We start from the raw sequence: 8,138 nt of genomic DNA on the forward strand, positions 1-8,138 counted from the left end.
CACCCAACCCCACCGGCACCCGCACGGCCTTCCACGCCTCGCCCGCCTTCCGAAGTTCGGGGCCGGGGCCGAGGGGCGGTTTCCACGTCGTGGCGATTCGCCGGTTCCTGTCATTCAGGTCCCCCAAGGCAAGCGTGACTGGCTTTGCGGGCCCTCCAGCTGGCCGGCAATGCCCAATGAAGACTTCGGCGCGCTCTTCCGCCGGGTTCACCAGGTCTTCCGCACTCGTCCCCATGACCCACCTTTCACTGCGTTGAGTGATGCACCGGCAACGTACGGCGAGGTACAACGGGACTGAGCACGCGGAATGCGTGTCTTGTCGAGGAGAGTGCTGTGGAAGCTGGACGAGTTGGGCGACGTGTTGCGTACTGGCGCGAGCGGCGCGGTCTCACCCAAGGTGACTTCGGACGGCTGATGGCGCAGTCGAGACGATGGGTGCAGGACTTCGAAGGCGGCCAACGCCAGGCCGATCCGCGACTGTCAGTACTGGAACGCGCGTCCGAAGTCCTGCGCGTTCCAATGGAGGCACTCTTGGCGGATGACCCTGCGGCCCCACTCTCATCAGCTCGCGTCCACCCGCCTGAGGTGTTAGCCCTTGTCGAGGCGATGTACCGGCACGACGTCCTTACCGGAGCCTTCTCTGCCGATACTCCACCACCCGCGTTGCCGCAGATCCGCAAGGTGCTCACCTACTGCTGCGAAGCGTTTCAGGCCAGCCACTACGGAGCGCTGGGGAAGGCGCTGCCCGAACTCGTAATCCAGAGCCAATATGCTGTTGCGGAAGCCTCTCCAAACTCAGCATGTGCGGCATACGGTGCCCTGTCACGGGTGTACCAACTCACCGCGTCATTTCTCCACAAGTACGGCGAGTCCACGACCGTGCAGGCCGCACTCGCCGCTGATCGTGCCTTGTCGGCAGCTGAACGCTCGGGTGACCCTGTTGCCATTGGTGCCGCCTCGCGACGTGTGGCGAAGAGCCTGATGTACCAGGAGCAATCGGCCGCTGCCGTGGGGTTCGCCACCGCCGCCGCGCGACGTCTGGGCGGTGATCTGTCCGCACAAGGCCCGCTGGGACTGTCGACGCTTGGCATGCTCTACCTCACTGCAGCCATCGCCGCCTCCGGCCAGCCGAGGTCGGAGAGCACCGTCTCGACAGCCAACGACCTACTTAGCGAAGCCGCAGAGGTTGCCGCTGAACAAGGCGGCGACCTCAATGAGGACTGGACGGCATTTGGACCGACGAACGTCACCCTCCACCGCGTGGATGTACATACCCGATTCGAGGACGGATGGTCGGCATTGAAAGCCACAGCCGCCCTGAACGACGCAGCACTTGCCGGGCTGACGCGTGAACGCCATGCACAGCACCTTATGACGATGGCGCGCGCGGCCCTCCTAGCACGACGCAGGGATGAAGCGGCCCAATCCCTCCTGCACGCCGAACAGCTGGCGCCTGAAGAGGTTCGTGGTCGCCCTGCGTCCGTGAGTCTGGTCAAAGAGGTCCTTGAGGTGACCGCTATCCCAAGTGGACAGTTGCGCATGCTCGCACAGCGGTGTGGACTCCGGGCATGACAAGAGTGCTCTATCTGATCGCCTGTGCGGCCGGCCCGACCCAGCACATCGATGACGCGGTGCGCCAGGCGCGGGCCGCCGGGTGGGACACCTGTCTGGTGCTCACCCCCTCTGCCGCACGCTGGTGGGAGGCCCGCCTTGGGGAACTCGAAATGCTGACTGGCCACCCCGTCCGATGGCAGTACAAACTGCCAGGGCAACAGGACGCGCTACCTCCCGCCGACGCGATGCTCATCGCACCCCTGAGCTGCACCAGCCTGAACAAGTGGGGGGCAGGTATCGCTGACACTCTCGCCCTGGGGCTGGTGTCGGAGGGGGTTCACCTCGGAGTGCCGATCGCGGCCATGCCGTACTTCAACCAGGCGCAGGGCGCCCAGCCCGCCGTACCACGCAGCCTCGCGGTCCTGCGCGAACAGGGCGTCCACGTACTCGACGGGCCAGCGGGATACGAGCCGCACCCTCCCAAGCGGGGCAACCCGTCCAGCTTCCCCTGGTCCAGAGCGCTCGCCGCGCTGGAGGCTGTCAACGCACGCTGACGACTCGGTCCATCGGCTCCGGGGCTGCCGACACCAGGCAGCCAGCAGCCCCATCTCCTGGGCGAGTTCCGCGGCCCGGCGGCGGTCCGAAGACTTCGACCCGATCTCCTCCGGCACGATCCGACGGGGGTACCCGTTGTAGCGAATGGTCTCCGGTGTCGCGATGAACGCCCTCTGGAGCGCCGCCCGTGCCGCCTGCGGCTACCCGTCGAGTTGGTAGCCGCGAGCCTCCTCGATCCGGTGCCGGACCCATCAAGGCCAAGAGGAGATGGTCACCGCCTCCACCGAGGCGCTACGCGTCAGCGCGGGTCACGGATGCTGTCGATGATGCGGGTCCAGTTGTCGCCGCCGTGCCCGTTCTCGATCGCGCGCCGGTAGTGGGCCTGCACGGCCAGCGGGAGCGCGAGGTCGAGGCCGAGTGAGGTGCTGGTCTCGACGATGTGGTCGGAGGTCGCGCCCATCATGGTGACCGTGCTGAGGTCGCCGGGGTGTTCTCCGGCGTCCAGCGCGGTGCCGGGGTGCTCCTCACCGGCCCGCAGGATGGCGCCGATCGAGTCGGCGGAGCCGAGCAGCTCCGGCAGCGCTTCCCTGGCCTTCATTCCCGCGGTGCCCAGCATCGCCGTGGCGTGCATCAGCGCGGACAAGGTGGTGAGGAACACCGCGAGTTGGGCCTGGTACATCATCTGGGCGAGGCCCAGGTCCTCGCCCAGGTACTTCGGCGTTCCCAGCAGTGTCAGCGTCGCCAGGTGGCTCTCCATCACGCTGCCGGGCCCGCTGTAGTAGACATGGGCCGCCTCGGTGCCGACCATCGGCGCGGGGACCATGACGCCTCCGGTGAGGAAGGTGGCGCCGTGGCCCGCTGCCCAGGTCGCCGCCTCGCGGGAGCGGTCGGGGGTGTCGGAGCTCAGGTTGACCAGCGTCCGGCCGGCGAGGGACCCGGTCGCGCCGTCGAGGATGTCGTACATCGCCTGGTAGTCGGTGAGGCTGAGGATCACCAGGTCACTCGCCTCGACCGCTTCGGCGGGGGTCGCCGCGAGCCTCGCTCCCTCGGCGACGACGCCGTCGGCCCGACTGGCGGTGCGGTTCCAGACGGTGACCGGGTGGCCGGCGGCGAGGAGGCTGCGGGTCATCGCCTGGCCCATCGGGCCGAGCCCGATCACGGTGACAGGGCTGTTCTGCCCGGTGGTGTGGTTCTGTCGTTCGTTCACCCCTCCATGCTCGGAGAGCGTCAGCCGTCCCGGAAGTACCTACTATTTACTGCGGTACTCACCTTTGGGTAAGGGGGATCAGCGATGGCCAGGGCACCGAGGCGCGGGCCTTACATCTGCGGCATCGATGCCGCGCTCGACGTGGTGAGCGGCAAGTGGAAGGGGCTGATCCTCTGGGAACTCGACGCCCATCGCGTACGCCGCTTCGCCGAACTCCGCCGCGGTCTGCCGGGGGTGAGCGAGAAAATGCTGACACAGCACCTGCGCGAGATGGAGGAGGACGGTCTCGTGCACCGCGAGGTCTATGCCGAGGTGCCGCCGCGGGTGGAGTACTCCCTGACCGAGCACGGGCACACCCTCAATCAGGCGCTCGGGCCGCTCGGCGCCTGGGGGACCGAGCGGATCCGCCGCGAAAGCGCCGAAACGGTCACCGTGGCCGAGACCTGACACGGACCGGCGTGCCGGCCGCGGACCCCTCGCGCGCACGGCATGCCCCGCAGGGCACGGGTCCTCGTCCGGTGATGACGTGCAGGGCTTTCCACGAACCGGAGGGATGCCTTCCGGGGCAGCGAATCCATGCGTTCGAGGAGAGGAGAACCCCGCGATGCTGTCCGAGGTGGAACGGTTCATCGTGATCACAGGAGGGCCGGGGTCCGGGAAGAGCACCCTGATCGACCATCTGCGGGAAGCCGGCTTCTCGGGGTCCCGCGAGGCGGGGCGGGCCATCATCCAGGACCAGACGGCCATCGGGGGGCGCGCACTGCCGTGGCACGATCCGGACCTGTTCGCCGAGCTGATGCTCTCTTGGGAACTGCGTTCCTACAGCGGTGCGATGGCACGGACGGCGCCCGTCTTCTTCGATCGCGGCATCCCCGACATCATCGGCTACCTCCGCCTTGAGGGCCGGCCCGTCCCCGCCCATCTCCACACCGCCGCCCGTACGTTCCGTTACCACCGACGTGTGTTCATCGCCCCGCCCTGGCCGGAGATCTACGAGCGGGACGCCGAACGCGGGCAGTCCCCCGCCGAGGCGGAGCGAACCTATGCGTCCATGGTCGCCACCTATCCCGAATACGGCTACGAGCTGGTGGAACTTCCTCGTCTGCCCGTGGAGGAACGGGCCCGGTTCGTGACCGATCACCTCCGCTGAGCACCTCGGAACCAGCCGCCCGGGCCCCGCGGAGCGCCGGCCGGGCGTCTTCGGACGCGATGCCGGAGGGTGACGAGGCATGTGGCAATCTCTCCGATACGGGGCGAACACCTATGCGATCACGCCTCGCCATGACATCTGGAGAGACAATGCGCCGTTCCCTGATCCTGCTCAGCTCCATCGCGCTGTTGTGCGCGGGGTGCTCCGGGACCTCGGACAGCGGCCGGAAGGACGGATCGGTCTCCGCCTCCGGTACGGGCTCCCCGGCGCCCGTGGTCCGCGAGGCCCTGGCCAAGACGGGCCGCGGCACCGCCCGGATCGACCAGAAGATCGAGCTGGGCGACACCACCCAGACCTTCACCCTCGACCTGACCGGCGCCTTCGACCTCGGCCGGGACAAGGGGCGGCTCACCGTGGACTTCCCCAGCGGAGCCGTCGACACCGTGGAGGAGGTCTTCGTCGACGACATGGTCTACCTGCGGGGCATGCCGAACCTGGAGGGCCACTGGGGAGCGACGTCCCGCGGCGCGGCCAAGGCCCACTACCTGCTGCGCGCGCCGCTGAACGACCCCGAGCACGTCCTCCGCCAGATGGCCTCGATGCGTCAGATCACCAAGGTCGGCCCGGAGAAGGTGAACGGGGCGGCCGCCGTGCGCTACCGCGGCACGCTCGACCACTCCACGCTCACCCTCCGGCTGGTCAAGAGCATGCGCCAGAAGGCCGCCCAGCTCCGTGACGCGCTGGGCGGCGACCTCCCCGTCTTCGCCGACGCCTGGATCGACGGCAGCGGCCGGGTGGTCCGGGCCCGGCTCTCCTTCGACAGCGAGGCCCTGGCGCACGTCAAGGTGACGATGGACTTCTCGGACTTCGGAAAGCCGGTGAAGGCGGCGGCCCCGTCCCCCGCCGACACCGTCCTGGTGGGCGAGACCAGCGGCGTCCTCCTCGGCTGAGGCCCCGACCGGGCGGGGCGGCCGGCCGGCCGAGGAAGGGATTGCGGTGGACCGGCCGGCCCGGCCGGGGCGTCTCAGTCGGCGACGGCCTTCGCGACCAGCTCGCTGATCCGGTCGACCGCGGCGGAAGGACCGGGGAAGAACCGGTTCTTGGTCAGCGCGAAGGCGATGCCGGTCGCGGTGTCGGCGTACGCCGCGCTGCCGCCCATGCCGGGCACACCGAAAACGCTCAGCGTCTCCCGCGGGTCGGCTCCGGGCCGGCCGAGGTTGTAGCCCAGCGCGCGCGGCATCGGGAAGCCGACCATCTGGTCGACATCGTCCGTGGCCAGGGCGGTGATCTCCCGCAGCCGGTCCGCCGAGACCAGCCGGACGCCGTCCACCTCACCCAGCAGCGCGGCGTACATCCTGGCCACCGCGTGGGCGGACATCGTGCCGCCCGAGGGGATGTCCGAAGTGAGCACTGCGGGGTTGTTGCCGTACCGGGCGCTCGGGGTCACGGCGGGCGGCGTGGCCTTGAACAGCGGCAGGTCGGCGGGCATCGCCGCCATCATCGCGGCGGTTCCGGGCGCCTCCTCGAGGCGGGCGAGCCGACCGAGCTCGGACTCCGGGACACCGAAGAACAGCTCGTCGGCGATGTCCAGCGGAGCCGCCACCTCCTCCCTCATCACCTGCGAGATGGGCTTGCCGGTGGCCCGGCGGACGATTTCGCCCATCACGAAGCCCCAGGTCATCGCGTGGTAGCCGGTCTTGGTGCCGGGCTCCCACCAAGGCTCGGAGTCGGCGATCAGGGCACACATCCGGTCCCCGTCGGCCAGGTCCCGCACGGTGAGGTCGGACGGCACCGCCGGGACGCCGAGGGAGTGGGTCAGCGCGTGGCGGACGGTCGCCTTCTCCTTGCCGTGGGCGCCGAACTCGGGCCAGAACTCCACGATCGGCGTGTCGTAGTCAAGGACACCGCGTTCGGCGAGGACGTGCACCACCGTCGCGGTCACCCCCTTGCCGGTGGAGGCGCTGTAGAAGGGTGTCTTCGAGGTGACCGGACGGCCGCTGTCCGGATCGGCGACCCCCGCCACCGCGTCCACCACCAGCTCACCGTGCTGGTAGACCGCGACCTGGATACCCAGTTCCTCGCCCGATTCCACCAGCTGGTCAATGGCCTCTTCCACAAGCTTCTGCATGATGTCCATGCCCTCTCGATCTTTGGCTGCGGCGCGTGTGGGCACCGTTCACCCGTGAGTCGGTACCGACGGTGAGTCCTCGACATCGCCGGGGCGGGACGCGGAGGCGGAGGCGGTGAGCAGGCGTGAATCGTTCCGCCTCACCGTCAATACGGTGTGTCGAACTACCCGCCGGGGGTATGTTCGGTCTTGATCACGGCTGCGCCCAGGCCATGGGGGTCTGCACGAGGGCCGAAGAGGGGGCAACATGACCAGACTGCCTACCGTCAAGCAGACGGGCTGTTCGCACCGGCGCATGGGGCACGACCCCGAGTCGGGCCTGGCGAGACTGGAGAGTCTGACGGGCCGGGAGAGAGAGGTGCTGTCGCTCCTCGGAACGGGGTTCGGCAACCGCGAACTGGCCCTGGAGCTGGGTATCGCCGAACGCACGGTGAAGGCCCACATCGCGAGCATCGTGGAGAAGACGGGCCAGCAGACGCGGACGCAGGCCGCGATCGTCGCCGCCCTGGCCCACGAGGAGTTGTGTTCGGACGCGGCGTGCACCCGGCATCCGATGAGGCTTCCGGCGCAGAAGGCACTGTGCCCGCGGCACGGCGTCCCGGCGAAGGTACAGCCCGGGCTCAGGATTCATCGCGGGCTGAGAGGCTGATCCGACGGGCAGGCGTCCGGTGCCGCCCCGGTTCGTCTTCCCGGGCCGGCACTCACTTTCTCGCTGACGCCGCCCACGCATATGCCCAATTGGACAATGTCGCGCAGCCGCCAAGTCTGGTTAAGGTCGTCCCAGCTCGCTGACAACAGCGGGTAAAGAGCTATTCGAGCTGAACGGGGAGAACCTTGCGTATTCACCGGACCATACGGAACGCGGCGGCCTTGGCGGCACTTCCGGCTCTGCTGATCGTCGCGACCGCCACCAGCGCCTCTGCCACGCCGGGGAGCAGCACCGAATCCAAGGCGTCGTTCGCCGCCGTCGCGACCGCCGGCCAGAACGCCCGGTTGACGGTCCCCGGCGACGAATGGCCCGTCGCCCCGGGTGACGAATGGCCGGTCGCCCCCGCCGATGAATGGCCCGTCGCTCCCGGCGACGAATGGCCCTCCCCGGCCAAGTAGGCCCTACTGACGGCAGCCCGCCGACTGAAGAAACACCGTGCGTGGAATTCACGCATTGGCGTTGTGCACCAGTCGGCGGGCTGCCGGAAATCGCCATGCCCGGCCCCGGCGGAATTCCGTTCTTCTCATCGTCGGCGCCCGATGGCCGGTGAGCCGGGGCCGGGCGGGACCGCCAGGCGACGCGATCCGGAAGAGGGCTGGTGGCGGGGTGGCGGGGTCAGCGGACCCGGTAGATCTGCCTGGTCTGCGCGCCCTCGACCGAGCGGACGTAGGCCGTCGCCACCCGGGCCGCCGGGACCGCCTCCATGCCTGAGAAGAAGGCCCCGTAGGCGGGCAGGGACTCCTAGCCTGAGCGCGACCGGCACGGCGGAGAGCCATGGCCACCCAGGAGTCCGCTTCGTCCCGGTCTCCGACGCCCCCGCCGCCACGGTCTACCT

9 protein-coding genes and 1 pseudogene are annotated in these 8,138 nt (G+C 69.0%); 7 read left to right on the plus strand and 3 right to left on the minus strand.

The genetic code is table 11. The annotated features are described in order from the left end of the window. Positions 1-235: pseudogene (locus E4099_RS33735) on the minus strand (hypothetical protein); the annotation flags it as partial. Between the two features lie 98 nt (positions 236-333). Here E4099_RS33735 and E4099_RS25275 point away from each other — a divergent pair. Next, positions 334-1,572, plus strand: a complete 1,239-nt coding sequence (locus tag E4099_RS25275; RefSeq protein WP_135341422.1) for a helix-turn-helix domain-containing protein — start codon at positions 334-336, stop codon at positions 1,570-1,572. Continuing rightward, complete coding sequence (locus tag E4099_RS25280) at positions 1,569-2,108, plus strand: flavoprotein (RefSeq protein WP_135341423.1); 540 nt, start codon at positions 1,569-1,571, stop codon at positions 2,106-2,108. The genes E4099_RS25275 and E4099_RS25280 overlap by 4 nt, the downstream gene beginning before the upstream one ends. 299 nt (positions 2,109-2,407) lie before the next feature. On the opposite strand, the gene E4099_RS25285 is transcribed toward E4099_RS25280, so the two are convergent. Next, positions 2,408-3,316: an NAD(P)-dependent oxidoreductase gene (locus tag E4099_RS25285; RefSeq protein WP_135341424.1), complete on the minus strand. Its 909-nt coding sequence runs from the start codon at positions 3,314-3,316 to the stop codon at positions 2,408-2,410. A gap of 84 nt (positions 3,317-3,400) precedes the next feature. On the opposite strand from E4099_RS25285, the gene E4099_RS25290 reads away from it, so the two are divergent. The 3 genes from E4099_RS25290 to E4099_RS25300 all read left to right on the plus strand — a co-directional run bounded on the left by E4099_RS25290 (position 3,401) and on the right by E4099_RS25300 (position 5,416). Further along, positions 3,401-3,763, plus strand: coding sequence for a winged helix-turn-helix transcriptional regulator (locus E4099_RS25290; RefSeq protein ID WP_135341425.1), 363 nt, complete (start codon positions 3,401-3,403; stop codon positions 3,761-3,763). A gap of 157 nt (positions 3,764-3,920) precedes the next feature. Further along, on the plus strand, positions 3,921-4,466 hold the full coding sequence (locus E4099_RS25295) for an AAA family ATPase (RefSeq protein WP_135341426.1): 546 nt from the start codon (positions 3,921-3,923) through the stop codon (positions 4,464-4,466). A 149-nt stretch (positions 4,467-4,615) separates the two neighbouring features. Then, positions 4,616-5,416 carry an SCO4651 family lipoprotein gene (locus E4099_RS25300; RefSeq protein WP_135341427.1) on the plus strand — a complete coding sequence of 267 codons (801 nt, stop codon included), beginning with the start codon at positions 4,616-4,618 and terminating at the stop codon, positions 5,414-5,416. A 74-nt stretch (positions 5,417-5,490) separates the two neighbouring features. On the opposite strand, the gene E4099_RS25305 is transcribed toward E4099_RS25300, so the two are convergent. Then, positions 5,491-6,594 carry a serine hydrolase domain-containing protein gene (locus E4099_RS25305; protein WP_342451946.1) on the minus strand — a complete coding sequence of 368 codons (1,104 nt, stop codon included), beginning with the start codon at positions 6,592-6,594 and terminating at the stop codon, positions 5,491-5,493. Positions 6,595-6,814: 220 nt separating this feature from the next. On the opposite strand from E4099_RS25305, the gene E4099_RS25310 reads away from it, so the two are divergent. Both E4099_RS25310 and E4099_RS25315 read left to right on the plus strand, forming a co-directional pair. Further along, the gene (locus E4099_RS25310) at positions 6,815-7,243 is read left to right on the plus strand and encodes a helix-turn-helix domain-containing protein (RefSeq protein ID WP_280923524.1); all 429 of its coding nucleotides are present in this window, start codon (positions 6,815-6,817) and stop codon (positions 7,241-7,243) included. A 221-nt stretch (positions 7,244-7,464) separates the two neighbouring features. Next, a complete protein-coding gene (locus tag E4099_RS25315; protein WP_135341430.1) occupies positions 7,465-7,701 on the plus strand; it encodes a hypothetical protein in 237 nt (78 codons plus the stop codon). Positions 7,702-8,138: the final 437 nt, after the last annotated feature.

Source organism: Streptomyces palmae (assembly GCF_004684805.1).
Taxonomy (GTDB): Bacteria; Actinomycetota; Actinomycetes; order Streptomycetales; family Streptomycetaceae; genus Streptomyces; species Streptomyces palmae.